The sequence below is a fragment of the Streptomyces sp. NPDC058671 genome (assembly GCF_042716475.1).
In the GTDB taxonomy this organism is placed as follows: domain Bacteria; phylum Actinomycetota; class Actinomycetes; order Streptomycetales; family Streptomycetaceae; genus Streptomyces.
On the sequence record NZ_JBHXSA010000038.1, the window covers coordinates 1 to 26289 of the forward strand.

Below are 26289 nucleotides of genomic sequence, written 5' to 3' on the forward strand. Positions count from 1 at the left end.
GCCCGGGATCACTCCCGGGCCGCCGCCCTCATGCGTATCACCGGCCTCAGCGGCGCGGCACCGCTTCTCCGCTTGCCGCGTCCACCACGGGCCGGCCGCCCAGCGGGCCCTGCAGTGTCACGGTCCGAACGATCTCCTTGGCGACCATGATGCACATCCGGCCCGGGTCGATCGGCTTCTCCGTGATCCGCACCGACACCCGCTCCGCCGTCTCCTCGGCCGTCACGGTGTACGTGCTGCACACCCCGCCCCAGAAGCCGACCGTCAGCTGCCGTCCCGCTGCGTCCGTACGGAACGACTCGACCTGGCGGGCCGGCGCCGTACCGTCCCCGGGAGCCGGCGTGGGCGTCGGCGAGGGCTTCGCCGACGGCTCCACGTGCTCGGGCGCCACCGCCGTCCGCACCACCGTGTACGGCGCCCCGTCCGCCGGGTCCGCGGTGAACAGCCACGACGGTACGAGCATCCGCCCGCCCGCCACGTCCTGCGCGGCCAGGCCGAGCACCGCGCCCGTCACCGGCACCTGATCCGGAGCGGCCCTGTCCGTGACCGTCCGACAGGTCGGCTCGGCCTCCCCGGGGGCGGGTGTGCCCGTGTCCTCCCGTCCGACGGGGGGCACCTGAGCCGCGGGCGGTGCCGTGGGGCAGCGGCCGACGCCGATGGGGCCGGAGCCCTTGGAGTCCTCGTTCAGTGCGGCCAGCGCCTTCGCCGCGCCGATCACCGGATACACGGCGCCCTCGACCGGCTTCTTGAGCATCCCGCTCCCGGCGACCGCACGGCCGTCCCGTGCGATGTGCAGCCCCGTCGACCAGCCGTAGGTCGGCAGCCCGCCCACCACCGGGTCGGCGTTGACCACCCGTACCGAACCGTTCATGACCCCGGTCGCGGTCACCTTCGCGTCGTCCTGTCCGAGCGCCTTCAGGACCGGCGCGGCGGCCGCCTTCGCCGCCGCCTCGCTCAGCGGCGTACCGCCCGGCGGGGGCTTCGTCTCGCCCGGCGGCGGACAGGCCTTGCCCTTGAGGCAGGTGTCACCGGCCGGGCCGCCGTCGTACCAGGAGTACGTCCAGTTCCCCGGAGCCTTGCGCGTCACGTCGAGGCGGGGGCCCGAACCGTCCTTCTCGGGCCGGATCGTCCAGACCTCGCCCACCAGGGCGGGGCTCCCGGAGACGCCGAGCGCTTCGGCCAGCCTGGTCACCTCCGCCGAGGTGACCAGGCCCTCGGGCCGGTGGACCGCGGCCGAGGAGGGCCCTTGGGGGAGTGGGCCCTTGGCTGTGTAGACGGTCCCGTTCGGGCCGCCTCCGGGGTCTGGCTCGCCCGGCGCGATGCCGGGGCCTCCCCGCGTACTGCCGACGCCGTCGCCCTCCAGGCGCAGCGTCGGGGGCGGCCCGGCCGCCGCGGCGGCCCGGGTGGCCGGACCGTCACCACCCCCGGACGCCGAGGTGGCGAGGTGGACGCCACCGCCTCCGGCGACCAGCACACCCGCCGCCACCGAGGCGGCCAGGACGTTCCGTCGCCTCCGTACGTTCTCCGTACCGCTCACCGCAACGCTCCCTCGTCTCGACCGGACGCCGATGAGACGGAGCGGGCGGGCTCGCGGTTCCGTCCGTCAGCCCCCGTATTCCGCGGTGGCGTCGATCAGCCGTGCCGAGGCGGCCGGTACGACGACCCCGTGGATCAGTGCCGGGGAGACCGGAGCGGGGGCGGGGGAGACCGGGGTCACCCAGTGCGGGGCCATGCGCGCGCCGTCACCGCGCAGGTCGGCGAGACTCAACTCCGGCTCATGGCGCTCACGAGGAGCGGGGTACATGGTCATGGGCGCACCGTATGCACCGCACGCCCCCGGAGAAAAGCCCTACTCTGGGGTAGTTTCCACTGTTCGGCAGCGGAGTCCCCAGCCGGTAGCGTGAACGGTCGACCGTCCGTCGCCCACGACGACCCCCTCAATCGAATCCCGCAGGAGCGCCCCGCCGTGCGTATCGCAGTCACCGGCTCCATCGCCACCGACCACCTCATGACCTTCCCCGGCCGGTTCGCCGACCAGCTCGTGGCCGACCAGCTCCACACGGTGTCCCTCTCCTTCCTCGTCGACAACCTCGACGTCCGGCGCGGCGGGGTCGGTCCGAACATCTGCTTCGGCATGGGACAGCTCGGCGGCAGCCCGATCCTCGTGGGCGCGGCCGGCTACGACTTCGACGAGTACCGCGGCTGGCTCGACCGGCACGGCGTCGACACCGGCTCCGTACGCATCTCCGAGGTGCTCCACACCGCGCGCTTCGTCTGCACCACCGACAAGGACCACAACCAGATCGGCTCCTTCTACACGGGCGCGATGAGCGAGGCCCGGCTGATCGAGCTGAAGGCCGTCGCCGACCGGGTGGGCGGCCTCGACCTCGTCCTCATCGGCGCCGACGACCCCGAGGCGATGCTCCGCCACACGGAGGAGTGCAAGACGCGGGGGATCCCCTTCGCCGCCGACTTCTCGCAGCAGATCGCCCGCATGGACGGCGACGACATCCGCACCCTGCTCGACGGCGCGACCTACCTCTTCTCCAACGAGTACGAGAAGGGCCTCATCGAGTCCAAGACGGGCTGGACCGATGCCGAGATCCTCTCCCGCGTCGGCCACCGCGTCACCACGCTCGGCTCGCGCGGTGTGCGCATCGAGCGCGTCGGCGAATCCCCGATCGAGGTCGGCTGCCCGGAGGAGACCGCGAAGGTCGACCCGACCGGTGTCGGCGACGCCTTCCGCGCGGGCTTCCTCACCGGGCTCTCCTGGGGCGTGAGCCTGGAGCGGGCGGCGCAGGTCGGCTGCATGCTCGCCACCCTGGTCATCGAGACGCTGGGCACGCAGGAGTACACGCTGCGGCGGGCGAACTTCCTGGAGCGCTTCACCAAGGCGTACGGCGACACCCCGGCCGCCGAGGTCCAGCCCCACCTGCCGTAACCTCCCGCCGACCGCGCCCCGGGACCCACGGGCACCCGGGCGCGGCCGTCACGCCACACGCGCGCGGCCGGTCACCCCGTAAGGCCGCGGGCGTCGCGCCATCCCGGCGCCCACCCCGGGCCCGGCGCGGCCCGGTGTCACCACACCCGACGCGCCACGGGCGCCCACCCCGGGCTCAGCGCGGCGCGTCGTCACGACACCCGACGGACCACGTACGCCCGACCGCCCCGGGGCGACGCCTCCTCCCCCACGTACTCCTGTCCCCGCATCCCGCACCAGGCCGGGATGTCCAGCCGCGCCGCCTCGTCGTCCGACAGGACCGTCACCGTCGCGCCCACCGGGACCTCCCCGAACACCTTCGCCAGTTCGATCACGGGGATCGGGCACCGCTTGCCCAGGGCGTCCACCACGATCGGCCCGACGGCGGCCGCCGGGGCCACCGACGCGGCCGGGGCGCCGAGCCGTTCCCGTACCCCCGCGACCAGTCCCGGCAGGACGTCGAGGAAGCGGTCGACGTCGTCCGCCGCGGTGCCGGCCGGCAGGGACACCCGGACGTTCCCCTCGCTCAGTACGCCCATCGCGCGCAGCACATGGCTGGGCGTCAGCGTCGAACTCGTACACGACGAACCGGACGAAACGGAGAAACCCTCCCGGTCCAGCTCATGGAGCAGCGTCTCCCCGTCGACGTACAGACAGGAGAAGGTGACCAGATGGGGGAGCCGCCGCACCGGGTCGCCCACCACCTCCACATCCGGCACCAGCTCCGGCACCCGCGCCCGGATCCGGTCCACCAGAGCCCGCAGCCGCGCCCCCTCGGCCTCCGCCTCCGCCCGGACGGCCCGCAGCGAGGCCGCCGCCGCCACGATCGCGGGCAGGTTCTCGAAGCCGGGCGCCCGGCCCGACTCCCGCTCGTCCGACGGCCCTTGCGGCGCGAACCGGACCCCCTTCCGTACGGCGAGCAGCCCCACCCCCGCGGGCCCGCCCCACTTGTGCGCGCTCGCCACGAGCAGCGACCAGGCGCCCTCCACCGGCCCCCAGCCCAGTGACTGTGCCGCGTCCACGAGCAGCGGCACGCCCGCCGCCCGGCAGGCCTCGGCCACCTCGGCCACCGGTTGCCCGGTCCCCACCTCGTGGTTGGCCGACTGGAGACACGCAAGGGCCGTCCCGGAGTCGAGGGCCGCCGCGAAGACCGCCGCGTCGACCGCCCCGGACCGGTCCACCGGCACCTCGGTCACGGAGCCGCCGGCCGCCGTGTGGGCCTCGGCCGCGTGCAGGACGGAGGAGTGTTCGACCGCGGAGACCACGAGCCGGTCCCCGACACGCCGACGCCCCGCGAGGGCTCCGGAGACTCCCGCGTGAACCGCACGCGTCCCCGAAGGAGTGAACACCAGCTCGTCCGGGCGGCAGCCCACGGCCTCCGCCGCCGCCTCCCGCGCCGCGTCGAGGAGCAGCCGGGCCCGCCTGCCCTCCCGGTACAGCCGGGCCGGATCGGCCCAGCCCTCGTCGAGGGAGGCGAGCAGCGCCTGACGGGCGACGGGGTGCAGCGGGGCGGCGGACGCGGCGTCGAAGTACGGCATCCGCCCACCGTAGAGCCCGACGGCCGCTGATCCTCGCCCACCCGGGACGCGTCCCTGCCCCCCCACATGGGGAATCCCCGCGCCGACCGTGGTGAGCCCCCGTCAGAGGGGCGGCCCGGGGCACCGGCGGACCGCCGAACGGACGTGTCCGACCCCCCTCCGGAACCCAGGAGTCCACCCCTTCGGGGACTCGGACGGCGCGTTGGGCACCCTCCCCGCGCGACCCCAAATAGCGTCCAGTAGGGTTTGGTCCGCATAAACATCCAAACCCCTGCCCGCGGCACGGGGCGGCGACCGACCAGCGAGACGGACGGCCGTGGCCGACCAACGCGGGCCGAGACTCTCGGGAAGGCGCTACGTGAGTCCCAACGGCTCCGACCGCTCGTCGCGGCGCCCGATGCGGCGGAAGCTGCCGCAGGTGCTGACTGCGGGCCTGATCCTGGCTACAGCCACGGGCTGCTCGTACAACTGGGAAGACTTCCCCCGCCTTGGCATGCCCACCCCCGTCACGGAAGAGGCGCCTCGGATCCTCTCCCTGTGGCAGGGCTCGTGGGCTGCCGCGCTCGTCACGGGCGTCCTGGTGTGGGGCCTGATCCTCTGGGCCACGATCTTCCACCGGCGCAGCCGGACCAAGATCGAGGTACCCCCGCAGACCCGTTACAACATGCCCATCGAGGCGCTGTACACGGTCACTCCCCTCATCATCGTCTCGGTGCTCTTCTACTTCACCGCACGCGACGAGTCGAAGCTCCTCGAGCTCACGCCGAAGCCGGCCCACACGATCAACGTGGTCGGCTACCAGTGGAGCTGGGGCTTCAACTACGTCGAGAACGTGCCCGGTGTGACGGGTGACGCCAAGACGGACAAGAACCTCGCCGCGATCCCGGACAAGTTCCTCGCGGACTTCCCGGCGAACGCGGGCGGTGTCTACGACGCCGGTATCCCCGGCGACCGCAACCCGCAGAACGGCAACCCGGGCCCGACCCTGTGGCTGCCGAAGGGCGAGAAGGTCCGGTTCGTCCTGACCTCCCGTGACGTCATCCACTCCTTCTGGGTGGTGCCCTTCCTGATGAAGCAGGACGTCATCCCGGGGCACACCAACTCCTTCGAGGTGACTCCGACCCGCGAGGGCACCTTCATGGGCAAGTGCGCCGAGCTGTGCGGCGTCGACCACTCCCGGATGCTCTTCAACGTCAAGGTGGTCTCCCCGGAGCGCTACCAGCAGCACCTGAAGGAGCTGGCCGAGAAGGGGCAGACCGGCTACATCCCGTCTGGCATCGAGCAGACGGACCCGGCCAGGAATGCGGAGAAGAACCAACTGTGAGCATCCACAACGAAACCAAGGGTGCCGCCGCAGCTGAGGACTCGTACGAGAACGAGCTGCCCGTTCGGCGCAAGCAGCCCGGCAACGTCGTGATCAAGTGGCTGACCACCACCGATCACAAGACGATCGGGACGATGTACCTGGTCACGTCGTTCGTCTTCTTCTGCATCGGCGGACTCATGGCGCTCTTCATGCGCGCCGAGCTGGCCCGTCCGGGTACGCAGATCATGTCGAACGAGCAGTTCAACCAGGCGTTCACGATGCACGGCACGATCATGCTGCTGATGTTCGCGACGCCGCTGTTCGCCGGATTCGCGAACTGGATCATGCCGCTGCAGATCGGCGCGCCCGACGTGGCGTTCCCGCGGCTGAACATGTTCGCCTACTGGCTGTACCTGTTCGGCTCGATCATCGCGGTGGCCGGCTTCCTCACCCCGCAGGGTGCGGCCGACTTCGGCTGGTTCGCCTATGCCCCGCTGTCGGACGCCGTCCGCTCGCCGGGTGTCGGCGCCGACATGTGGATCATGGGTCTGGCCTTCTCCGGCTTCGGCACGATCCTCGGTTCGGTCAACTTCATCACCACGATCATCTGCATGCGCGCTCCGGGCATGACGATGTTCCGTATGCCGATCTTCACCTGGAACGTGCTGCTGACCGGTGTCCTGGTCCTGCTCGCCTTCCCGGTCCTGGCGGCCGCGCTGTTCGCCCTGGAGGCGGACCGCAAGTTCGGATCCCACATCTTCGACGCGGCCAACGGCGGCGCCCTGCTGTGGCAGCACCTCTTCTGGTTCTTCGGACACCCCGAGGTGTACATCATCGCGCTGCCGTTCTTCGGCATCGTCTCCGAGGTCATCCCGGTCTTCAGCCGCAAGCCGATGTTCGGCTACATCGGTCTGGTGGCCGCGACCATCGCGATCGCCGGTCTGTCCGTGACCGTGTGGGCCCACCACATGTACGTCACCGGCGGCGTCCTCCTCCCGTTCTTCTCCTTCATGACGTTCCTCATCGCCGTACCGACGGGCGTGAAGTTCTTCAACTGGATCGGAACGATGTGGAAGGGCTCGCTGTCCTTCGAGACACCGATGCTCTGGACGATCGGGTTCCTGGTCACCTTCACCTTCGGTGGTCTGACCGGTGTCATCCTGGCCTCGCCCCCGATGGACTTCCACGTCTCCGACTCGTACTTCGTCGTCGCGCACTTCCACTACGTCGTCTTCGGCACCGTGGTCTTCGCGATGTTCGCCGGCTTCCACTTCTGGTGGCCGAAGTTCACGGGCAAGATGCTGGACGAGCGCCTGGGCAAGATGACGTTCTGGACGCTGTTCATCGGCTTCCACGGCACGTTCCTCGTGCAGCACTGGCTCGGTGCCGAGGGCATGCCGCGTCGCTACGCGGACTACCTCGACGCCGACGGCTTCACGGCGCTCAACACGATCTCGACGATCTCCTCGTTCCTGCTCGGCCTGTCGATCCTGCCGTTCCTCTACAACGTCTGGAAGACCGCCAAGTACGGCAAGAAGATCGAGGTCGACGACCCGTGGGGCTACGGCCGCTCGCTCGAATGGGCGACGTCCTGCCCGCCGCCGCGGCACAACTTCCTCACCCTGCCGCGGATCCGTTCCGAATCCCCGGCGTTCGACCTGCACCACCCTGAGATCGCCGCTCTCGACCAGCTCGAGAACAAGCCGCACGAGGCCGAGGCCCTCACGGGCAGCAAGGAGGCCGGCAAGTGAAGATCCAAGGCAAGATGTTCATCTGGCTGAGCGTCTTCATCCTTGCCATGGCGGTCCTGTACGGCGTCTGGTCCAAGGAGCCGGTCGGTACGACGGCGCTGTTCCTGGCGTTCGGCCTGTCCATCATGATCGGCTACTACCTGGCCTTCACGGCCAAGCGTGTCGACGCCATGGCGCAGGACGACAAGGAGGCCGACGTCGCGGACGAGGCCGGTGAGGTCGGCTTCTTCGCCCCGCACAGCTGGCAGCCGCTCTCGCTGGCGATCGGCGGCGCGCTCGCCTTCCTCGCCGTCGCGATGGGCTGGTGGATCCTGTACTTCTCCGCCCCGCTGCTCCTGATCGGCCTCTTCGGCTGGGTCTTCGAGTTCTACCGCGGCGAGAACCAGAACCAGTAGCTCTACCCCGCTGCGCACCGGAGCACACCGAGGGGCCCGGACACTTCGTCACCGAAGTGGCCGGGCCCCTCTTTTGCAGCACTCGGCGCGCTGCCGCGGGCGATTGTTCTTACGGTGAGTCCATGAACGACACGCCGCGCATTCGGACTGTTCTGAGCTGCACTTTCCTGGCTGTCACCGTCACCGCGGCCGCCAGCGCCTGCACGTCCTCGGACCACCATCCGCTGTCGGCGAGGGCCTACGACGCGGCGGGCCAGCTCGCGGTCAGCGCCCCCGCCGACGGCGCCAAGGCGGACCCGGAGAAGCCTCTGGAGATCACCGCCAAGGGCGAGGGCGGCCGGATCACCGACGTCAGCGCCGTCGACGCCTCAGGGCACCACCTGGCCGGCGAGCTCACCGCGGACGGGCAGCGCTGGCGTTCCACGGCCGCTCTGGCGGCCGGGGCCCGCTACACCGTCCGCGTCTCCACCGAGGACGGTGACGGCGCCCCAGGCGCCCGTACGTTCACCTTCGAGACGGCCCCGGCCAAGCGGGCCCTGACCGTGACCTTCGGCCCGGAGGCGGGCACCTACGGCGTCGGACAGCCCGTCACGGCCGACCTCAGCCTCCCCGTCAAGGACCGCAAGGCGCGCGCCGTCGTCGAGCGGGCCCTCAAGGTCCGCTCCACCCCCTCCGTCGAGGGCTCCTGGTACTGGGTGGACGACAAGAAGCTGCACTTCCGCCCGAAGGAGTACTGGCCCGCCGGCGCGCGCGTCACGGTCACCGGCAACCTGGACGGCCTGAAGGTCGGCGACAAGCTCTACGGCGGCGCGTCCAAGCCGCTGAAGCTCACCATCGGCGACCGGATCGAGGCGATCGCGGACGCCGGATCGCACTACATGACGGTGAAGCGCAACGGAGAAGTGATCAACACCATTCCGGTGACCACCGGCAAACCGGGCTTCTCCACCCGTAACGGCATCAAGGTGATCCTCGGCAAGGAGTACTACGTCCGGATGCGGGGCACCAGCGTCGGCATCGCGGCCGGCAGCTCCGAGTCGTACGACCTGCCCGTCTACTACGCGACCCGGGTCACCTGGAGCGGCGAGTACGTCCACGCCGCTCCCTGGTCCGTCGGCTCGCAGGGCGTGGCGAACGTCAGCCACGGCTGTGTCGGCATGTCGACCGGGAACGCGGCCTGGTTCTACGAGACCGTCCGCCCCGGCGACATCGTCAGGACCGTCAACAGCTACGGCGACACGATGGACACCTTCGGCAACGGCTTCGGCGACTGGAACCTGTCCTGGGACAAGTGGCGCCAGGGCAGCGCCCTGGTGGAGGCCGCCGCGAACCCGGTGGCCCCCACCGAGAAGGCCCGTCTGAGGCCGTCGATCTGATCAGCTCACGAGGCGATCGAGAGGCGCGAGCGCAGCAGCGCCGCCAGGGACGCCGCGAACTCGACCGGTTCCACCGGAAGGGTGACCGCGGCGTCCGCACGGCTCCAGGTGGCCAGCCAGGCGTCCTGCGGGCGTCCGATCAGGAGCAGCACGGGCGGGCAGTGGAAGACCTCGTCCTTCAGCTGCCGGCACACGCCCATGCCGCCCGCGGGGACCGCCTCGCCGTCCAGGACGCACACGTCGACGCCACCCTCGTCCAGGCGCTTCAGCACCGCCGGCAGCGTCGCGCACTCCACGAACTCGACCGGGGGCACGTCGGAGGCGGGCCTGCGTCCGGCCGCCAGCCGTACCTGCTCGCGGGTGTTCGCGTCGTCGCTGTAGACCAGGACCGTGGCACTCGACTGCATCGTTCCTCCGGCTGGGAAGGCGGGTGGGTCGTCGTCGACCGATGCGCGGATGCTACTCCGGTCCACACCGCGTCAACACCCGTTCAACACCTGTTCGAAGGGTGCCGGGGGGCCGTCGTACTGGGCCGTTCGGGCCTGGCAGACCCCTCTGACACTCCGAACGGCACCCCCCGGAGTGAGGGCGGGATAAGCGACCGACATAATGTCGGTCGTGGCGACAGTAACGACAGTAGAAACAGGGCACGCGCACCCGTCGGTCAATCGACCGAACCTCACCAGCGTCGGAACCATCATCTGGTTGAGCTCCGAGCTGATGTTCTTCGCGGCCCTCTTCGCGATGTACTTCACCCTGCGATCGGTGACGGGAGCCGACTTCTGGACGGAAAAGGCCTCGGCCTTGAACTTCCCGTTCTCGGCCACCAACACCACGATCCTGGTGCTCTCCTCCCTCACCTGTCAGCTCGGCGTCTTCGCCGCCGAGCGGGGCGACGTGAAGAAGCTCAGGTCGTGGTTCATCATCACGTTCGTGATGGGTGCGATCTTCATCGGCGGACAGGTCTTCGAGTACACCGAGCTGGTGAAGCACGAGGGCCTCTCGCTCTCGTCGGACCCGTACGGCTCCGTGTTCTACCTGACCACCGGCTTCCACGGACTGCACGTGACAGGCGGGCTCATCGCCTTCCTGCTGGTCCTGGGCCGGACGTACGCCGCCAAGAGGTTCACTCATGAGCAGGCAACCGCCGCCATCGTCGTGTCCTACTACTGGCACTTCGTCGATGTCGTCTGGATCGGCCTCTTCGCCACGATCTACATGATCAAGTAATCGGCGCCGCCGACACGGCGGACCGAGACATCCAGCAAGCATCGACGCAGAAGATCCTGACACCGGGGTAATCCGTGAAAAAGCTCTCCGCACGACGACGCCATCCGCTGGCGGCGGTCGTCGTCCTACTTCTCGCGCTGGCGGCCACGGGGGGGCTGTACGCCGCGTTCGCGCCCGCGGGCACGGCGAAGGCCGATGAAACCGCCCAGTCCCTCGCCATCGAGGAGGGCAAGAAGCTCTACTCCGTAGGCTGCGCCAGCTGCCACGGAACCGGCGGTCAGGGCACCACTGACGGCCCCTCCCTCGTCGGCGTCGGTTCGGCGTCGGTCGACTTCCAGGTCGGCACGGGCCGTATGCCGGCCCAGCAGCCGGGCGCCCAGGTCCCGAAGAAGAAGGTCATCTACTCGCAGGCTGAGATCGATCAGCTCGCGGCGTACGTCGCCTCTCTCGGTTCCGGCCCGATCACGCCGACCGCGCAGCAGTACAACCCGGCGGGCGCCAACGCCGCCAAGGGTGGCGAACTGTTCCGCACCAACTGTGCCCAGTGCCACAACTTCACCGGCGAGGGTGGCGCGCTGACCCATGGCAAGTACGCCCCGAGCCTCGAAGGCGTGAGCCCGAAGCACCTCTACGAGGCCATGCAGACCGGCCCGCAGAACATGCCCTCCTTCCCGGACACGACCATGCCGGAGCAGGAGAAGAAGGACATCATCGCGTACGTCCAGGCCGTCAACGGCGAGAAGGCCGACAGCCCGGGCGGTCTCTCGCTCGGTGGCCTCGGCCCCGTCAGTGAGGGTCTGTTCGCCTGGATCTTCGGTCTGGGCGCGCTGATCGCAGTTGCCGTCTGGGTCGCGGCCCACACCGCTAAGGCCAAGAAGTCATGAGTAGCCAAGAGATTCCAGAAGAGACCCTGCCGGCAGGGCAGGACACCGCGCACGGCGCGGTGAAGGTCGCCGACGACCCGTTCGCCGACCCGGGGCTCCCGCCCCACAAGCCCCGCATCCAGGACATCGACGAGCGGGCCGCCCGTCGGTCCGAGCGCGCGGTCGCCTTCATGTTCACGCTGTCGATGCTGGCCACCGTCGCCTTCATCGCCTCGTACGTGATCTTCCCGGTCGACAAGATCGTGTACATCTGGCCCTTCGGCCGGGTGTCCGCGCTCAACTTCGCGCTCGGCTGGACCCTCGGTCTCGCCCTCTTCTTCATCGGCGCGGGCGCGGTCCACTGGGCCCGCACCCTGATGTCCGACGTCGAGATCGCGGACGAGCGGCACCCGATCCAGGCCGACGCCGAGACCAAGGCGAAGGTCATGTCGGACTTCGCGGCCGGTGCCGCCGAGTCGGGCATGGGCCGCCGCAAGCTCATCCGCAACACGATGTTCGGCGCGCTGTCGCTCGTACCGCTCTCCGGCATCGTGCTGCTGCGCGACATGGGCCCCCTGCCCGAGAAGAAGCTCCGGACCACCATGTGGGCCAAGGGGCTTCAGCTCATCAACATGAACACGCACGAGCCGCTGCGTCCCGAGGACGTCGCCGTGGGTTCGCTGACCTTCGCGATGCCCGAGGGCCTCTCGGAGCACGACCACCACTTCCAGACCGAGATCGCCAAGGCCGCCCTGATGATCGTCCGGATCCAGCCGGAGGACATCAAGGACAAGCGCGAGCTCGAGTGGTCGCACGAGGGCATCGTCGCCTTCTCGAAGATCTGCACCCACGTGGGCTGCCCGATCTCCCTGTACGAGCAGCAGACGCACCACGTCCTCTGCCCGTGCCACCAGTCCACCTTCGACCTCTCCGACGGCGCCCGCGTCATCTTCGGCCCGGCCGGTCACGCCCTTCCGCAGCTGCGGATCGGTGTGAACGACAAGGGCTTCCTGGAGGCGCTCGGCGACTTCGACGAGCCCGTCGGTCCTGCCTTCTGGGAGCGCGGATGAGCACCGTGACCGACACATCGAAGAAGGCGCCCGCGGGTGAGCGGGTCGCCGACTGGGCCGACGGACGCCTGGGGATCTACTCGCTGGCCAAGGCCAACATGCGGAAGATCTTCCCGGACCACTGGTCCTTCATGCTGGGCGAGATCTGCCTCTACAGCTTCCTCATCATCATCCTGACGGGCGTCTATCTGACGATGTTCTTCCACCCGTCGATGAACGAGGTGGAGTACGCGGGACCGTACGTCCCGCTCCAGGGACAGCTGATGTCCGAGGCGTTCAACTCGACCATGCACATCTCGTTCGAGGTGCGCGGTGGTCTGCTCATCCGGCAGATCCACCACTGGGCGGCGCTGATCTTCCTCGCCGGCATGTTCGTGCACATGATGCGCGTGTTCTTCACCGGCGCGTTCCGCAAGCCGCGTGAGATCAACTGGCTGTTCGGCTTCCTGCTGTTCTTCCTGGGCATGTTCACCGGCTTCACCGGTTACTCGCTCCCGGACGACCTGCTCTCCGGCACCGGTGTCCGCTTCATGCAGGGCGCGATCCTGTCCGTGCCGGTCGTCGGCACGTACCTGTCGATGTTCCTGTTCGGCGGCGAGTTCCCCGGCGGCGACTTCGTGGCCCGGTTCTACTCGGCCCACGTGCTGCTGCTGCCCGGCATCATGCTCGGTCTCGTGGTGGCCCACCTCATCCTGGTGTTCTTCCACAAGCACACGCAGTTCGCCGGCCCCGGCCGCACGAACAACAACGTCGTGGGCATGCCGCTGCTGCCGGTCTACATGGCCAAGGCCGGAGGCTTCTTCTTCCTGGTCTTCGGTGTCATCGCCATCATCTCGGCGATCGCCTCGATCAACCCGATCTGGGCGCTCGGCCCGTACCGCCCGGACCAGGTGTCCACCGGCGCCCAGCCCGACTGGTACATGGGCTTCGCCGAGGGTCTGATCCGTGTCATGCCGGGCTGGGAGATCAACCTGTGGGGCCACACGCTGGTCCTCGGCGTGATGATCCCGCTGGCCATCTTCCCGGCGGTCCTCGCCGCGATCGCGGTCTACCCGTTCATCGAGTCCTGGATCACCGGCGACAAGCGCGAGCACCACATCGCGCAGCGCCCGCGCAACGCTCCGACGCGCACCGCCTTCGGTGTCGCCTGGATCACCGCGTACATGATCATGCTGGTGGGTGGTGGAAACGACCTCTGGGCGACCCACTTCCACCTGTCGATCAACTCGATCACCTGGTTCGTGCGGATCTTCTTCTTCGTCGGCCCGGTCATCGCGTTCATCGTCACCAAGCGGATCTGCCTCGGCCTCCAGCGCCGCGACAAGGACAAGGTGCTGCACGGACGCGAGTCCGGCATCATCAAGCGCCTGCCGCACGGTGAGTTCGTCGAGGTCCACGAGCCGCTCAGCCAGGGCGAGCTGCACCGCCTCACCGCGCACGAGCAGTACGAGGCCGCGGCGCTGCCGCCGGCCGTCGACGAGAACGGCGTGGAGCGCAAGGTCGGGCGCGTGGAGAAGCTCCGGATCAAGCTCAACAAGGGCTACTACGGCGACGACAGCCAGATCGCCAAGCCCACGGTCGAGGAGTACAAGGCGATCCAGGACGGCCACGGCCACCACTGATCACCTGAACTCCTGACCTGCCGGTCGCCACGGCGAGAGCCCCGTCCATTCGATGGACGGGGCTCTTTGCCGTCCCCGGGGCTCGATAGGCTGGCCATGACCTGTTGCGCGCGCAATCGACGATGGAGCTGCCATGAGCGCTGTGACCCCCGCTGGAGGATCGACGTCGGCGGGCCGCTCCTGGCCCGTCGTCCTGGACGGTCTGCTGACCGGCCGCGACCAGAGCGCCGAGGACACCGCCTGGGCGATGGACCGGATCCTGCGCGGCGAGGCCACCGACGCCCAGATCGCCGGGTTCGCGGTCGCCCTGCGCGCCAAGGGCGAGACCGTCGAGGAGATCTCGGGGCTCGTGCGCACCATGTACGAGCACGCCAACACGATCGAGGTGCCCGGCCCCTCCGTCGACATCGTCGGCACCGGCGGCGACGGCGCCAAGACCGTCAACATCTCGACCATGTCCGCGATCGTCGTGGCCGGCACCGGAGCCAAGGTCGTCAAGCACGGCAACCGGGCCGCGTCCTCCGCGTCCGGCGCCTCCGACGTCCTGGAGAAGCTCGGCGTCAACCTGGAGCTGACCCCGCGGCGGGTCGCCGAGGTCGCGGAGGAGGCCGGGATCACCTTCTGCTTCGCGGTGAAGTTCCACCCGGCGCTGCGTCATGTCGCCGCGGCCCGCAGGGAGCTCGGCATCCGGACCACCTTCAACTTCCTCGGTCCGCTCACCAACCCCGCCCGGGTGCGGGCCCAGGCCACCGGTGTCGCCGACGCCCGGATGGCCCCCATCATGGCCGGGGTGCTCGCCGAGCGCGGCTCCTCCGCGCTCGTCTTCCGCGGCGACGACGGGCTCGACGAGCTGACCACCACCGCCACCTCGCGGGTCTGGGTGGTCCGCGACGGCGCGGTACGGGAGGAGGCCTTCGACCCCCGGGACGTCGGCATCGACCTCGTGCCGGTGGAGGCCCTGCGCGGCGCGGACGCCTCGTACAACGCGGACGTCGCCCGCCGGCTGCTCGCGGGGGAGACCGGTCCGGTACGGGACGCGGTGCTGCTCAACTCGGCGGCGGCGCTCGTCGCGCTCGCCCCGGGGGAGGGCACCCTCGCGGAGCAGATCCGCGTCGGCATCGACAAGGCCGCGGAGGCGATCGACTCCGGCGCGGCCCGCCGGGCCCTGGAGCGCTGGATCGCCGTCAGCAACGCGTAGCGCGTGCACCGCCGTTCGACCCCGGTCCAGCATGCGGACCGGGGTCTTGCGCTTCGGCGATCATGTGGCAGGATGTCCTACAGGTCACGAGTGACAGCGTTTTGGCCCCGGCTTGCTGTCCGGCAACCCTCCGTCCGTGGCGGGGTGCCCCGGGTGATGACCAGGCCGTAGGCAGCGAGGTCTACGGCAAGCGCGGACCCCTCGAACACCAGGGGTCCTGGTCTCTCGAGGAGCTTTTTCCGTGAGCAAGCGAATGCGATAGGGCGAATCCGCCCCTACTTCACCCTCGGAACAGGGTCACTTCCGCGTACCCGCGTGCGCCCCCGACGTCTCCGAGGCATCACCCGTACCCCGCCGCGTCCGGCCGCGTACGGATCACCGAAGCCATTCCGCACCGCCCGCCGGGAGATACCGCCATGTCCGCACGCACTCACGCCGCCGTCGCCCCCGCCGCCGACGAGTCCGCCGACTCCTGCTGCGCCGCCCCGCTGCCCGTCCTCGGCCGGGACGTCACCGTCCCGCTCGTCACCGGCGGCGACGTGACCTACGCGGCGCTCGACTACGCGGCCAGCGCCCCGGCCCTCCAGCGGGTCTGGGACGACGTCGCCGCGTACGCCCCGTACTACGGCAGCGTCCACCGCGGCGCCGGTTATCTCTCCCAGCTCTCCACCGACCTCTTCGAGAACAGCCGCGCCACCGTCGCCGAGTTCCTCGACTGCCGCCCCGACGACCAGGTCGTCTTCACCCGCTCCACCACCGACTCGCTCAACCTGCTCGCCGCCACCCTCCCCGCCGACTGCCAGGTCTTCGTCTTCGAGACCGAGCACCACGCCTCACTGCTGCCGTGGCAGGACGCCCGCGTCACCTACCTCGACGCCCCGCGCACCCCGGAGCAGGCCGTCGCCACCCTGGAGCGCGCCCTCGCCGACCGCGACCCCTCCCCGAACTCCCGGACCCGGTCGGGCACGGGAGGCCCCGCGAGCCCCGCGCTCGTCTGCGTCACCGGCGCCTCCAACGTCACCGGGGAGCTGTGGCCGGTGAAGGAGCTCGCCGCCGCCGCGCACGCCCACGGCGCCCGCATCGTGCTCGACGCCGCCCAGCTCGCGCCCCACCACCCGGTCTCCGTCCAGGACCTGGACGTGGACTGGATCGCCTTCTCCGGGCACAAGCTGTACGCGCCCTTCGGCTCGGGCGTCCTCGCCGGCCGCGCCGACTGGCTCCAGGACGCCGAGCCCTACCTCGCGGGCGGCGGCGCCTCCCGCAGGGTGGCGCGCCGGGCCGACGGCGGGGTGGACGTGGAGTGGCACACCACCGCGGCCCGCCACGAGGCCGGCTCCCCGAACGTCATCGGCGTGTACTCCATCGCCTCCGCCTGCAGGGCGCTCACCGAAGCAGGCTTCGACGCCCTCGTCGCGCGGGAGCGGCACCTGATCGCCACGGTCCGCGCGGGCCTCGCCGAGGTCCCCGAGGTGAAGGTGCTGTCGCTGTTCGGCGACGACGCGCCCCGGGTCGGCGTCATCTCCTTCGTCGTGGAGGGCTGGAACAGCTCCCACTTCGCCGCCGCGCTCTCCGCCGAGTACGGCATCGGCGTCCGCGACGGACTCTTCTGCGCCCACCCGCTGGTCCGCACGCTGCTCGGCGGCGACCCGGGGACCCAGGGCGAGTGCGGCGCCCCCGAGGCCGCGCCCGGTGAGAGGTCCCTCAACGCCATCCGGGTGAGCTTCGGCGCCGGTACGCCCGACGAGCACGTGGAGCGGTTCGTCGGCGCGGTGAAGGAACTCGTCCGCGACGGCGCGCGGTGGAACTACCGCACCGAGGACGGCCGCTGCGTTCCCGACCGCGGCTGAGCGCTCACTCGTACGGGTGAAGGGGGCCTCCCGACCGGGAGGCCCCCTTCAGTCCTGCCGCGCACGAGGTCTCAGGACTCCAGACCGATGGCGAAGGCCGCCTCCAGGTCGTGCTGGGAGTACGTGCGGAAGGCGACGTGGGTGTCCGTGGCCTCGACGCCCGGGATCTTGCTGATGCTGCCGGGGATCACGTCCGCCAGGTCGTCGTGGCGCGGCACCCGGACCATGGCGATCAGGTCGTACGTACCGGTCACCGAGAAGACCTCGCTGACGCTGTCGAGCGCGGCGATCGACTCGGCGATCTCGGGGATGCGGTCCACGCTGGTCTTGATGAGCACGATCGCGGTGATCACGGCTGGCTTTCTCCCTCGGTCGCCGCGGCTTGGGCTTTCACTCTATCCCCACCCCGGTGGCGCCCCCAGGCGTAGGGGAAGCCGACGGAGAAGCCCACCACATGCGCCAGATAGGCGACGCCGGGACCGGCACCCGCGGCCCGCGCGGCCAGCCACTGGAGCACGAACCAGAAGATCAGCACGATCCAGGCGGGGAAGCGCAGCGGAAGGAAGAAGAGGAAGGGGAAGAGGCTGGTGACCCTGGCGCGCGGGAAGAGGAAGAGGAACGCCCCCAGCACCCCCGAGATCGCCCCCGACGCCCCGACCAGCGTCTGCTCGCTGTGCGCGTGCGCCGCCGCGTACCCGAGGAGCGCGAGGTAGCCGGTGCCCAGGTAGAAGAGGGCGAACTCGACGGCGCCCATGCGCTCCTCGGTCATCGCGCCGAACACGTACAGGAACAGCATGTTCCCCAGCAGATGGAGCCAGCTGCCGTGGACGAAGAGCGCGGTCAGTGGGGTGAGCAGGGCTCGCGGCTCGCCGCTCATCAGCTCGGCGGGGACGACGCCCCAGCGCCGGAAGTACACGCCCTGCGCCGCGAGGAGCTGATCTCCCGTGCCGTGCGCCGGGTCGAGTCCGGAGACCGGACTGATCACGAAGAGGACACAGCAGGCGGCGATCAGTCCGTAGGTCACCGTGGGCCCGCCGCGGGCGCCGCGCCAGGACCCCAGGACAGCACGGACCGCTCCTCGCCAATCGATCACGGACAGATCATGGCGTACCCCGGACGAAGTGGACAGAGTGCCTCGCCGTGCCCCCGCCGACCCGTGAGGCCGTAGGGTTACGGGCAGTACGACCGCAGTTCGACGGCGCACCGCGGCTCCCGCACCTGGTAATACGCAACAGGAAGAAGGACGGCTCGATGACGACGGTTCCCCTGCCGACCGCCGAGACCCGCTGGCGCTGCACGCTCTGCGGCAACCTGACCCGCTTCGACGTGACCCGCTCCTCCAAGGTCGTCGAGTACGTCCATCTGGACCTCGCGGGGGAGCCGAAGGTCGAGGAGCGGCAGGTGGTCAGTGAGACCATCGAGTCGGTCCGCTGCCGCTGGTGCAACGCGGTGGACCAGATCGAACTGGTGGACAGGCCGGGCGCCGCCTCCTGAGGGACGGCGCGGATGACATAGGGGTGACGGATCGTGGAGCAGCCCGCGCACGGTGGTGAGCCGGCCGGCGCGGCAGGTGACGCTGCCGAGACGCTCGACCACCCACTGCCGGAAGGCGTACGGCGGCGGGTCGTCGCGCTGGTCGCGGACGCCTTCGGCGGGCTGACCGTCGCGGAGCTGCCCGCACCCCTGAGGCAGTACGCCCGGTTCACCGCGAGCCGGCGGGCCAAGTTCGCCGGGAACGCGATGGCGGCCGCCCTGGAGAGCGACCCGCTGTTCCGGCAGCGGATCGGCGAGCGGTTCAAGCTGGGCCAGCCCGAGCTGGCCGGCGCCGTCGAGACCGGTACCCCGCCCGCCGCCGCCGACCCCGTCGACGTGGCGGCGGCCGCCTACGTGCTGCGCCCGCCCGGCTGGGTCAAGCTCGTGGCCGCCGCGGGCGAGGAGGCCCTGCGCGCCGACGCCGAGCGCGCCGACGAGGCCGGCCGGCGCGAGCTGGAGCGGCTGCGCGAGGAGCTCGCCGGCGCCCGCGACCGCTCCCGGGACGAGACCGAGCAGCTGCGGCGCGACCTGGAGACGGCCAGGAAGGAAGCGGAATCGCTTCACCGCAAGCTGCGCAGCGCCCAGAGCGACGTGAAGCGCGGCGAGGCGGCGCTGCGCCGCGTCCGGGGCGAGATCGAGACCGCGCGGGCCGAGGCGGCCGCCCAGGTGTCCTCGGCCGAGAGCGAGAGCCGACGGCTCAAGGCCCGGCTGGGCGAGGTCGAGGCGGCCCTGGAGGCGAGCCGCAGATCGGCCCGTGAGGGGCGCTCGGTGGAGGACATGCGGCTGCGGCTGCTGCTCGACACCGTCCTCGACGCCGCCCAGGGGCTGCGCCGCGAACTCGCGCTGCCGCCCGTCTCGACGCACCCGGCGGACACGGTGGACGCGGTGGAGCCGGGGCGGATGTCCCCGAAGGACATCGCGGCGCGGGCGCTCTCGGAGACCGATCCGGCGCTGCTCGACCAGCTCCTCGCGCTGCCACAGGCCCATCTGGTCGTCGACGGCTACAACGTCACCAAGACCGGCTATCCCACGATGCCGCTGGAGAAGCAGCGGCTGCGGCTGCTCGGCTCCCTGTCCGCCCTCGCGGCCCGCTCGGGCGCCGAGGTCACCTGTGTCTTCGACGGGGCGGAGCTGGCGGCCCCGGTGCTGCTCGCGCCGCCGCGCGGGGTGCGGGTGCTGTTCTCCAAGCCCGGTGTCACGGCCGACGAGTTGATCCGGCAGCTGGTGCGGGCGGAGCCGCCGGGTCGGCCGGTGGTGGTGGTCTCCACGGACCGCGAGGTGGCCGACGGCGTGGCGAAGGCGGGGGCACGGCCGGTCGCGTCCGCCTTGTTGCTGAAGCGGCTTTCGCGGCTCTCGTGACGCATGGCAACTCCTGGGTCTTATGCCCGAATTCTGGATGGCGGACCGTCAAGTGGTCATCACTGCCCGTGCGATGCGTGTAAATAAAGTGGTGCCTGAGCGATATTTTTGCCAGTGGGATTTGAACTGATCACAACTTGGTCACTAGGGTCGGCCTTCGAACCTTCGCGCGGTTGATCATCCATCCGGGGTGGCAGCGAAGGAACCGCCTTCCCTTGACCGGTTGGGCGGCTCGAGGAAGAAGGAGCTCGCCTTCGTGGCGTCCCACCGTCGACCCAAGCAGCCGAGCCGCACCCGCGTGACCGTGCTCACCGTGACCGCGGCCGCCGCCGTCGCCCTCACCGCACAGTCCGGTGCCCAAGCGGCCCCCGCCAAGCCCAAGATCGACGAGGTCAAGTCCAAGGTCGACGCACTGCACCACGAGGCCGAGGAGGCCACGGAGCAGTACAACCTCGCCGAGGAGCGCCGCGGCACGCTGCAGAAGGAGATCGGCCAGCTCCAGGACAAGGTCGCCCGCGGTCAGCAGGAGCTCAACACCCTGCGCGACCAGATCGGTTCGGTCGCCAGCGCCCAGTACCGCTCCGGCGGCATCGACCCGGCGCTCCAGCTCTTCCTCTCCGCCGACCCGGACACCTACCTCGACAAGGCGTCCGCGATCGACCAGGTCAGCGCTCAGCAGGCCGACGTGCTCACCTCCATCCAGGCGAAGCAGCGCACCCTCGCCCAGCAGCGGGCCGAGGCCACCACGAAGCTGGCCGACCTCGAGGACGTCCGCAAGACCCTCGGTGCCAAGAAGAAGAAGTTCCAGGGCAAGCTCGCGGAGGCGCAGAAGCTCCTCAACACCCTCACCGCGGCCGAGAAGGCCAAGCTGGAGCAGGAGGAGCGGGCCAAGGAGCAGCGCGCGAGTCGCGCCGCCGGCGAGCGGATGGACCTCGGCAACGAGGCCCCCGCGAACGGCTACGGCGCCGCGGCGCTCGCCGCCGCCGCCACCCAGGTCGGCAAGCCGTACGTCTCCGGCGCCGAGGGCCCCGGCGCGTACGACTGCTCCGGTCTGACCATGTGGGCTTACGGCCAGGCCAACGTCCAGCTCACCCGCACCACCTACACCCAGCAGAACGACGGCGTGAAGATCGGCCGCAGCCAGCTCAAGCCGGGCGACCTGGTCTTCTTCAACGGCCTGTCGCACGTGGGTCTGTACGCGGGCAACAACACGATCCTGCACGCCCCCAAGCCGGGCGCCAGCGTCCGCTACGAGTCCATGAGCTACATGGGCACGTTCCAGTTCGGTGTCCGCATCGGCGGCTGACGCCCGACGACCCTGCGGTATGCCGCCCGAACGGGTGGTTCACCGCGACCCCGACTGACCTGACGCCCCGCCGGTGACCTGTGTTCTCCGGCGGGGCGTCACTGTGTGTGTCCATCGGCTTCGTTGGACGCCGACTGATCAACGGCTACTGTCTGCCGCGCCAGTCTGCGTCGAGCCGAACGGAGCGCGATTCGTGGCGTCCCACCGCCGACCCGCCAGGGTCACCGTCCTCACCGCCGCCGCGGCGACCGCGGCGGCGTCCCTCGGGGCCGTCCCCGCGAGCGCCGACCCCGGAGCCGGGACCGAGGCCACCCGGGCCACGGTCGACCGCCTCTTCGAGGAGGCCGAGCGGGCCACCGAGGGCTACAACAAGGCGGACGAGAAGGCGGACGCGCTGCGCCGGACGGTCTCCCAGGCCCGGGACGGGCTCGCCCGCGGCCAGGAGCGCATCAACCACATGCGGGGCGCGCTCGGCTCGGTCGCCGGGGCCCAGTACCGCTCCGGCGGCATCGACCCCGCCCTCGCCCTGCTGCTCTCCTCGGACCCGGACAGCTACCTCGACCGGGCCGCCGCCCTGGAGCGGCTCACCGCCCGCCAGGGCGCCGCGCTCACCGAACTCCAGCGGGAGCAGCGCCGACTGGACCAGAAGCGGTCCGAGGCCCGTACCGCCCTGGTCGAACTCGACCGCAGCCGGGCCGAGGTCGCCCGCCACAAGCGCACCGTCGAGCGCAAGCTCGCCGAGGCCCGCCGGGTGCTCGCGAGTCTCACCGCCGAGGAGCGCGCCGACTTCGACCGGGCCTCCAGGTCGGGCGGACGTGACGGCGGACAGGAAGGCGGGCGCGACGGCGGACGGGAGGGCGGACGCGCCTCCGGGCCCGCCGAGGAAGCGCCCCCCGCGGCCGACCTCGGCCCGGCCTCCTCGCGGGCCGCCGCCGCGGTGATCGCCGCCCGCAGCGCGATCGGCAAGCCGTACGTGTGGGGGGCGACGGGCCCCTCCGCCTTCGACTGCTCGGGCCTGATGGTCTGGTCGTACCGGCAGGCCGGGATCAGCCTGCCGCGGACCTCGTCGGCGCAGCGGTACGCGGGGCGTCGGGTGCCGCTCGCGCAGGCGCAGCCCGGCGACCTCGTCACGTACCGCGGCGACGCCAGCCACGTCGGGATCTACGCGGGCGGCGGGCAGGTCATCCACGCCCCCTATCCGGGCGCGCGGGTCCGCTACGACCCGGTGGACATGATGTCGCACGCGACGGTGACCCGGGTCTGAGCCCGGGGGCACCACCGGCCCCGTGCCGCCCCGTCCCGCACGGGAAGCGGGGCCGGCCGTTCCGACCGTACGATCGGGGCGTGGCAGGTCAGGGGAGTGGAGCGGCGCGCGGCGCGGCCGGGTGTCTGCTGGCAGCTCTCCTGGCCCTCGGCGGGTGCACCGCGCCCACGCCGGCCGACCCGGCACCCCGGGAGATCCAGAGCCTGCTCGACCGGCACGCGCGCGCCCTCGTCGACCGTGACGAGCCCGGCTTTCTCGCGGCCCTCGACCCTTCGCTCGTACCGGCCGCCCGCACGCAGTTCGACCGGCTCGCCGAGGTCCCCCTGGGCCGCCTGAGCTACCGCGTCACCGACGTCGAGCGGACCGGCGAGGGCACGGCCACCGCCGAGGCCGAGCTGGGGTACCGGATCGAGGGTTACGACCCCGGGCCCGTCACCACCGGACGGATCCTGGACCTCGCGGAGCGGGACGGCCGCTGGTACGTGACCGGCGACCGGGCCGTCGAGGGCGCCCCGCAGCAGCTGTGGCAGCAGGGGCGGGTCGAGGCGGTGACCGGCCGGCGCAGCCTCGTCCTCGGCGTCGGCCAGAGCGACGAGCGGCTCCGGGAGATCGCGGCCGCCGCCGACCGGGCGGTGCCCGCGGTCGGGGAGGCATGGCACGGCGACTGGGCGGGCCGCGTCGTGGTCCTCGTACCCGCGTCGGTCGAGGCGATGGGACGGCTCCTCGGCGGACCCGCCGCCTCCTACCGGGGCATCGCGGCCGTCACCACCGGCGAGACGGGCGGCGGTCCGCAGGCGCCCGCCGACCGGGTGATCGTGAACCCCGACGCGTACGCGGTGCTCGGCGCGTTCGGCCGGCAGCTGGTCCTCACCCACGAGGCCACCCATGTCGCGACCCGGGTCCAGACCACCGGGGCCACCCCGATCTGGCTCTCGGAGGGCTTCGCCGACTGGGTCGCCTACCGCGGCACCGGCCGAACCGCCGACCAGGCCGCGCCCGAGCTCGCCCGCGCGGTCCGCGCGGGCGAACTGCCCGCCCGGCTCCCGGAGGACCCCGAGTTCGGCTTCGGCGGGGACGCGGAGGCCCTGGCACGGGCCTACGAGGGCGGCTGGCTGGCCTGCGAGCTGATCGCCGACCGCTGGGGCGAGGAGGAGCTGACGGCCTTCTACCGCGCCGTCGGGGCCCACCCGGGCCGCGAGGGCGCGGTGGAGAAGGCACTTCAGGACGTGCTCGGCACCACCCCGGAGGACTTCACCGCCGACTGGCGCGCCCATCTGGTGGAGCGGCTCGGCCACTAGGGGCGGGCCGAGTCGCGAGCTCGCCGAAGACGGGGATAATTTGCGCGCATGACCGGCGACACCCGGGGTAAGCGCGGCCCCGAGGGGTCGAGAGACGTGTTGATCGATGAGGGAGGGCCCGAGAGTGCTGACGACGGCGACGAGGACACAGGCGGAGAACGCTGCGAACGGTATGGCGAGCCTGCCGACCATCGACGACCCGCTCAAGGTCGCTCCGAAGGACGCCCGGGCGATGTCCAGGCTGTTCTTCGGGCAGCTGACGGCCCTTGAGGAGGGCACGCACGAGTACCAGTACGTGCGCAACACCCTCATCGAGATGAACATGTCCCTCGTCCGCTACGCGGCGGGCCGCTTCCGCAGCCGTGGCGCCGACGAGATGGAGGACATCGTCCAGGTCGGGATGATCGGCCTGATCAAGGCCATCGACCGCTTCGAGCTGTCCCGCGAGGTCGAGTTCACCACCTTCGCCGTCCCCTACATCGTGGGCGAGATCAAGCGGTTCTTCCGCGACACCTCCTGGGCCGTGCACGTCCCGCGCCGCCTCCAGGAGGCCCGCGTCGAACTCGCCCGCGCCACCGACGAGTTGAGCACCCGGCTCGGCCGCACGCCCACGGTCAAGGAGCTGGCCGAGCTGATGAGCCTGTCGGAGGACGAGGTCATCGAGGCCCGTCTCGCCGCGAACGGCTACAACTCCAGCTCGCTCGACGCCGCGATCACCGGCGACAGTGAGGACGGCGAGGCGGCGCTCGCCGACTTCATCGGCGCCGAGGACCCCGCCATGGAGCTCGTCGAGGACTTCCACGCCCTCGCGCCCCTGATCGCCGGACTCGCCGACCGCGACCGGCGGATCCTCCACATGCGCTTCGTCGAGGAGCTCACCCAGGCCCAGATCGGCGAGCAGCTGGGCTGCTCCCAGATGCACGTCTCCCGCCTGCTGTCCCGCACGCTGCAGCAGCTTCGCGAAGGCATGCTCACCACCCAGTGCTGAGACCCGGCCGAGGAGCCGCCGCCCCCCCCGGCGGTCTCCTCGGCCCCACCCCGTCACCCTGTCGCGCCGGTCGCTCCGACCGGCGCCCTTCCTTTTCCCGTCGACCAGGTGAGTCATGACGCGTACACACGAGATACCGGAACTCCGCGGGGACACCCTCGACGACCAGACGTCTTCGCCTCCCTCCGACGACCGCAAGCACCGGCTCCGGCGGCGCTTGGAGCGCCTGATCGGCATCGCCGCCACCGAGGGGAACTCCCTGGTGGCCCTGCGCAACGGGGACGAGATCTTCGACGCCATGCTGACGGCCATCCGTTCCGCCGAGCACACGGTGGACATGATGACGTTCGTCTACTGGCGCGGTGACATAGCCAATGAATTCGCCCGGGCCCTCGCCGACCGTGCCCGGGAAGGGATACGCGTGCGTCTCCTTCTGGACGGCTTCGGCAGCCGGCTGATCGAGAAGGACCAGCTGCGGGCGATGGAACAGGCCGGGGTGCAGGTGTCCTGGTTCCGCAAGCCGCTCTACCTGTCGCCGTTCAAGCAGAATCACCGCTGCCACCGCAAGGCCCTCGTCGTGGACGAGCGCGTGGCGTTCACCGGCGGCGTCGGCATCGCCCAGGAGTGGTGCGGCGACGCCCGCAACGAGAACGAATGGCGCGACACCCACGTCGAGGTACGGGGTCCGGCGGTGGACGGCATCGCCGCCGCGTTCGCGCAGAACTGGGCCGAGTGCCACCAGGACCTCTTCGACGAGCGCGACCGCTTCGTCGAGCACGAACGGCAGGGGGACGCGGTCGTGCAGGTCGTGCGCGGCTCGGCCAGCATCGGCTGGCAGGACATGCAGACCCTGATCCGGGTGATGCTCGAATCCGCCGAGGAGCGGGTGCGCCTCGCCACGGCGTACTTCGCGCCGGACGCCTACTTCATCGGGCTGCTGTGCGCGGCCGCCAGGCGCGGGGTCGAGGTCGAGATCCTGCTCCCGGGGCCCCATACCGACAAGCGCGTCTGCCAACTGGCCGGGCAGCACTACTACGAGGAACTGACCGCCTGCGGCGTGAAGATCTACGAGTACCAGCCGACGATGATGCACGCCAAGGTCATCACCGTGGACCGGACCGCCAGCCTGATCGGCTCGACCAACTTCAACCGGCGCTCCCTCGACCACGACGAAGAGGTCATGCTCGCCGTCCTGGACGAGACCTTCACCGCCACCCTGGACGAGCACTTCGACCAGGACCTCGAAGTCAGCGAACGGATCAGCGGCGGCCGCTGGAAGAGACGCTCGCCCGTCCAGCGCGCCCGGGAGGCAGCCGTACTGCCGATACGCCGCTTCCTGTGACCGGACGGTCGCCAGGGGCGCCG

24 protein-coding genes and 1 riboswitch are annotated in these 26289 nt (G+C 70.8%); of the genes, 18 read left to right on the forward strand and 6 right to left on the reverse strand.

Going from position 1 to position 26289, the window contains the following annotated elements:
• Nucleotides 1-46: 46 nt before the first annotated feature.
• Complete coding sequence (locus tag ACFWV2_RS31225) at nucleotides 47-1537, reverse strand: hypothetical protein (RefSeq protein WP_384410200.1); 1491 nt, start codon at nucleotides 1535-1537, stop codon at nucleotides 47-49.
• Nucleotides 1538-1603: 66 nt separating this feature from the next.
• Entirely contained in the window at nucleotides 1604-1810 is a 207-nt protein-coding gene (locus ACFWV2_RS31230) for a hypothetical protein (RefSeq protein ID WP_384410203.1), read from the reverse strand.
• A 156-nt stretch (nucleotides 1811-1966) separates the two neighbouring features.
• On the opposite strand from ACFWV2_RS31230, the gene ACFWV2_RS31235 reads away from it, so the two are divergent.
• Nucleotides 1967-2941 carry a carbohydrate kinase family protein gene (locus ACFWV2_RS31235; protein WP_384410206.1) on the forward strand — a complete coding sequence of 325 codons (975 nt, stop codon included), beginning with the start codon at nucleotides 1967-1969 and terminating at the stop codon, nucleotides 2939-2941.
• A 191-nt stretch (nucleotides 2942-3132) separates the two neighbouring features.
• Here ACFWV2_RS31235 and ACFWV2_RS31240 read toward each other — a convergent pair whose 3' ends face one another.
• Nucleotides 3133-4518, reverse strand: coding sequence for a cysteine desulfurase/sulfurtransferase TusA family protein (locus ACFWV2_RS31240; RefSeq protein ID WP_384410209.1), 1386 nt, complete (start codon nucleotides 4516-4518; stop codon nucleotides 3133-3135).
• Nucleotides 4519-4876: 358 nt separating this feature from the next.
• On the opposite strand from ACFWV2_RS31240, the gene coxB reads away from it, so the two are divergent.
• The 4 genes from coxB (at nucleotide 4877) to ACFWV2_RS31260 (ending at nucleotide 9346) form a co-directional block, all read left to right on the forward strand.
• Nucleotides 4877-5842, forward strand: a complete 966-nt coding sequence (coxB, locus tag ACFWV2_RS31245) for a cytochrome c oxidase subunit II (protein ID WP_384410211.1) — start codon at nucleotides 4877-4879, stop codon at nucleotides 5840-5842.
• Nucleotides 5839-7575 carry a cytochrome c oxidase subunit I gene (gene ctaD / locus ACFWV2_RS31250; protein WP_360783306.1) on the forward strand — a complete coding sequence of 579 codons (1737 nt, stop codon included), beginning with the start codon at nucleotides 5839-5841 and terminating at the stop codon, nucleotides 7573-7575. The genes coxB and ctaD overlap by 4 nt, the downstream gene beginning before the upstream one ends.
• Nucleotides 7572-7970: a cytochrome c oxidase subunit 4 gene (locus ACFWV2_RS31255; RefSeq protein WP_360783303.1), complete on the forward strand. Its 399-nt coding sequence runs from the start codon at nucleotides 7572-7574 to the stop codon at nucleotides 7968-7970. The genes ctaD and ACFWV2_RS31255 overlap by 4 nt, the downstream gene beginning before the upstream one ends.
• A 122-nt stretch (nucleotides 7971-8092) precedes the next feature.
• On the forward strand, nucleotides 8093-9346 hold the full coding sequence (locus ACFWV2_RS31260) for an Ig-like domain-containing protein (RefSeq protein ID WP_384410216.1): 1254 nt from the start codon (nucleotides 8093-8095) through the stop codon (nucleotides 9344-9346).
• A gap of 5 nt (nucleotides 9347-9351) precedes the next feature.
• Here ACFWV2_RS31260 and ACFWV2_RS31265 read toward each other — a convergent pair whose 3' ends face one another.
• Nucleotides 9352-9753, reverse strand: coding sequence for a response regulator transcription factor (locus tag ACFWV2_RS31265; protein ID WP_073806804.1), 402 nt, complete (start codon nucleotides 9751-9753; stop codon nucleotides 9352-9354).
• Between the two features lie 202 nt (nucleotides 9754-9955).
• Between ACFWV2_RS31265 and ACFWV2_RS31270 the strand changes: the two genes are divergently transcribed.
• The 6 genes from ACFWV2_RS31270 (at nucleotide 9956) to ACFWV2_RS31295 (ending at nucleotide 17176) form a co-directional block, all read left to right on the forward strand.
• Nucleotides 9956-10576: a heme-copper oxidase subunit III gene (locus tag ACFWV2_RS31270; RefSeq protein ID WP_360783297.1), complete on the forward strand. Its 621-nt coding sequence runs from the start codon at nucleotides 9956-9958 to the stop codon at nucleotides 10574-10576.
• Nucleotides 10577-10650: 74 nt separating this feature from the next.
• Nucleotides 10651-11460, forward strand: a complete 810-nt coding sequence (locus tag ACFWV2_RS31275; RefSeq protein ID WP_360783295.1) for a c-type cytochrome — start codon at nucleotides 10651-10653, stop codon at nucleotides 11458-11460.
• Nucleotides 11457-12509, forward strand: coding sequence for a Rieske 2Fe-2S domain-containing protein (locus ACFWV2_RS31280; RefSeq protein ID WP_384410221.1), 1053 nt, complete (start codon nucleotides 11457-11459; stop codon nucleotides 12507-12509). The genes ACFWV2_RS31275 and ACFWV2_RS31280 overlap by 4 nt, the downstream gene beginning before the upstream one ends.
• The gene (locus ACFWV2_RS31285; protein ID WP_384410224.1) at nucleotides 12506-14131 is read left to right on the forward strand and encodes a cytochrome bc complex cytochrome b subunit; all 1626 of its coding nucleotides are present in this window, start codon (nucleotides 12506-12508) and stop codon (nucleotides 14129-14131) included. Before ACFWV2_RS31280 ends, ACFWV2_RS31285 begins: the two co-directional genes overlap by 4 nt.
• 133 nt (nucleotides 14132-14264) lie before the next feature.
• A complete protein-coding gene (gene trpD, locus ACFWV2_RS31290) occupies nucleotides 14265-15329 on the forward strand; it encodes an anthranilate phosphoribosyltransferase (protein ID WP_384410227.1) in 1065 nt (354 codons plus the stop codon).
• 82 nt (nucleotides 15330-15411) lie between these two features.
• Nucleotides 15412-15528: riboswitch (SAM riboswitch) on the forward strand.
• A 217-nt stretch (nucleotides 15529-15745) separates the two neighbouring features.
• Nucleotides 15746-17176, forward strand: coding sequence for an aminotransferase class V-fold PLP-dependent enzyme (locus tag ACFWV2_RS31295; protein ID WP_384410230.1), 1431 nt, complete (start codon nucleotides 15746-15748; stop codon nucleotides 17174-17176).
• A 71-nt stretch (nucleotides 17177-17247) separates the two neighbouring features.
• On the opposite strand, the gene ACFWV2_RS31300 is transcribed toward ACFWV2_RS31295, so the two are convergent.
• Both ACFWV2_RS31300 and ACFWV2_RS31305 read right to left on the reverse strand, forming a co-directional pair.
• A complete protein-coding gene (locus ACFWV2_RS31300; RefSeq protein WP_030205672.1) occupies nucleotides 17248-17529 on the reverse strand; it encodes an Lrp/AsnC family transcriptional regulator in 282 nt (93 codons plus the stop codon).
• Entirely contained in the window at nucleotides 17526-18269 is a 744-nt protein-coding gene (locus ACFWV2_RS31305) for a rhomboid family intramembrane serine protease (protein WP_384410233.1), read from the reverse strand. The genes ACFWV2_RS31300 and ACFWV2_RS31305 overlap by 4 nt, the downstream gene beginning before the upstream one ends.
• Before the next feature lie 158 nt (nucleotides 18270-18427).
• On the opposite strand from ACFWV2_RS31305, the gene ACFWV2_RS31310 reads away from it, so the two are divergent.
• The 7 genes from ACFWV2_RS31310 (at nucleotide 18428) to ACFWV2_RS31340 (ending at nucleotide 26266) form a co-directional block, all read left to right on the forward strand.
• Entirely contained in the window at nucleotides 18428-18670 is a 243-nt protein-coding gene (locus ACFWV2_RS31310) for a hypothetical protein (RefSeq protein WP_053640505.1), read from the forward strand.
• A gap of 33 nt (nucleotides 18671-18703) precedes the next feature.
• The gene (locus tag ACFWV2_RS31315) at nucleotides 18704-20068 is read left to right on the forward strand and encodes an NYN domain-containing protein (protein ID WP_384410236.1); all 1365 of its coding nucleotides are present in this window, start codon (nucleotides 18704-18706) and stop codon (nucleotides 20066-20068) included.
• 256 nt (nucleotides 20069-20324) lie between these two features.
• Entirely contained in the window at nucleotides 20325-21374 is a 1050-nt protein-coding gene (locus ACFWV2_RS31320) for an NlpC/P60 family protein (protein WP_360783274.1), read from the forward strand.
• Between the two features lie 193 nt (nucleotides 21375-21567).
• The gene (locus tag ACFWV2_RS31325; RefSeq protein WP_384410240.1) at nucleotides 21568-22638 is read left to right on the forward strand and encodes an NlpC/P60 family protein; all 1071 of its coding nucleotides are present in this window, start codon (nucleotides 21568-21570) and stop codon (nucleotides 22636-22638) included.
• An 80-nt stretch (nucleotides 22639-22718) separates the two neighbouring features.
• Nucleotides 22719-23936, forward strand: a complete 1218-nt coding sequence (locus tag ACFWV2_RS31330; protein ID WP_384410242.1) for a hypothetical protein — start codon at nucleotides 22719-22721, stop codon at nucleotides 23934-23936.
• A gap of 172 nt (nucleotides 23937-24108) precedes the next feature.
• Nucleotides 24109-24924, forward strand: coding sequence for an RNA polymerase sigma factor SigF (locus tag ACFWV2_RS31335; protein WP_384410245.1), 816 nt, complete (start codon nucleotides 24109-24111; stop codon nucleotides 24922-24924).
• Nucleotides 24925-25039: 115 nt separating this feature from the next.
• Nucleotides 25040-26266 (forward strand): phosphatidylserine/phosphatidylglycerophosphate/cardiolipin synthase family protein, encoded by a 1227-nt coding sequence (locus ACFWV2_RS31340; protein WP_384410248.1) that lies wholly within the window; start codon nucleotides 25040-25042, stop codon nucleotides 26264-26266.
• Nucleotides 26267-26289: the final 23 nt, after the last annotated feature.